1 protein-coding gene is annotated in these 1,699 nt (G+C 32.2%); it reads right to left on the bottom strand.

Features of this window, described 5'->3' with window-relative positions; translation table 11 throughout:
* Positions 1–115: 115 nt before the first annotated feature.
* Positions 116–1,405 (bottom strand): dicarboxylate/amino acid:cation symporter, encoded by a 1,290-nt coding sequence (locus HMPREF1040_RS07100; protein ID WP_007393263.1) that lies wholly within the window; start codon positions 1,403–1,405, stop codon positions 116–118.
* Positions 1,406–1,699: the final 294 nt, after the last annotated feature.

Genomic DNA, 1,699 nt, shown 5'->3' with positions numbered 1-1,699 from the left:
GTTTTACAAGCATTCGTAGCACTCATAAAGCTTATTTAGTATATCTTACTTTTACTCTACTGTCAATACTTTTTTATGTAAAATAAGTGAAGACTACATGCCTTCACTTATTTTACTACTCTTCTATTAATTTTCCTTTTAAATCATGATCTGTCATTGCACAAACTACCGAATCAGACCATACATTTTCTGCGGTTTCAATCATATCGATAATAGTATAAATAGGTAAAATAATACCCATAATACCTATCGGTGCTCCGACCGAAGACATTAATGATAACGTCAAAAAATAGCATCCCATCGGAACTCCTGCATTACCAATTGCGGCGAAAACAGCAATAAACAACCACAAAATCATTATAGGCCAAGTAAGAACTACGCCCCCATTCTGTAATAAAAATAAAGATGTCACTAAAATAAATGCAGCACATCCATTCATGTTAATTGTCGTACAAATAGGTAAAACAAATCGAGATACTTCAGGATTTACATGCAAATTGTTTTCCGCTGAAGCTAATGTAACCGGTAGAGTTCCCGCTGAACTCTTAGAAAATAAGGCAACGGCGATAGCTGGTAACATATTTTTAAATACATGAAAAGGATTTAAGCCTCGAGCAAGTAAATACAGCGGTAAGACAATGAAAAATTGTATCATATTTCCCATAATAATAACCAGCGTGTATTTTCCCAATGCTCCAACTAAAATACCGGCAGCGATTTGTGCAGAAAGTTGAGCAGAAAAGGATAAAATCCCAAGAGGTAAAATCCATAACAATGCACGAATTAAAACAAATAAAACATCTTGTAATCCTAAAATAGCTTGCAATAATGCTTTTTGATGTTCATTTTTAGGCATGAACGCCAAGGCCAAGCCAACGGCTGCAGAAATAATCATAACAGAAAGTACATTACCATCTAAAAATGGTTGTATGATATTATTAGGAATAACCGATAAAAAATGTTTATAATATGATACATTAACCAATTTTTCTGGCACACGTTCCACCCCTGCATGAACCAAATCTAAAGGTAGGTTTCCTGGTCTAATAAAAATAAATAAAATTAATCCGATGAAAGCAGAACAAACAGTTGTTAACAATGTATAAGTAACCGCGTGTGCAAAAATACGGCCCGTATTTCGTTTACCACCTAAAGCTGCAAGGGTTGTAATCACTGCCAAAGATATGGTTGGCAAAGCAATAAACTGAAATAGACGAGTAAATACGGTTGCAATAAAAGCAAAAATTTGATCTAATACAGCATTTCCTAATGTTCCCAAAATACCACCGATAATCAAAGCGAGTATCCAAAGTGCTAACCGCTTACCTTGATGATTTTTATAACTTTGGTGAATAATGTCTTTAGCTTGTTTATCTAGAGTAACATGTGGCTTTATATCTACCATAAAATCCCTCCTACTAAATAGTATTGTTTTATACCAATAATACCCAAAGAGAGAAGTTAACTTCTGTAAAACATAATTTTATTATGTGCTTTTTAGTATATAATTTATTGCAATAATTATCACTTACTATATAGTACCTGCCTTGAGTATAGTGCTATACTACCACTCTCAATATCATATGTCAACCGCATTATTTTGTACTTTTTAATACAATTAATTGTTAAAAAATTGACGATATGTTAACTTATATAAAATAATAAAANNNNANANANATATATATATATATATATATAT

Origin of the sequence: Megasphaera sp. UPII 135-E, from assembly GCF_000221545.1 — a bacterium.
Lineage (GTDB): Bacteria > Bacillota > Negativicutes > Veillonellales > Megasphaeraceae > Megasphaera > Megasphaera hutchinsoni.
The sequence above is the reverse complement of the archived record's forward strand: the minus strand, read 5'-3'. Positions and strand labels throughout refer to the sequence as shown.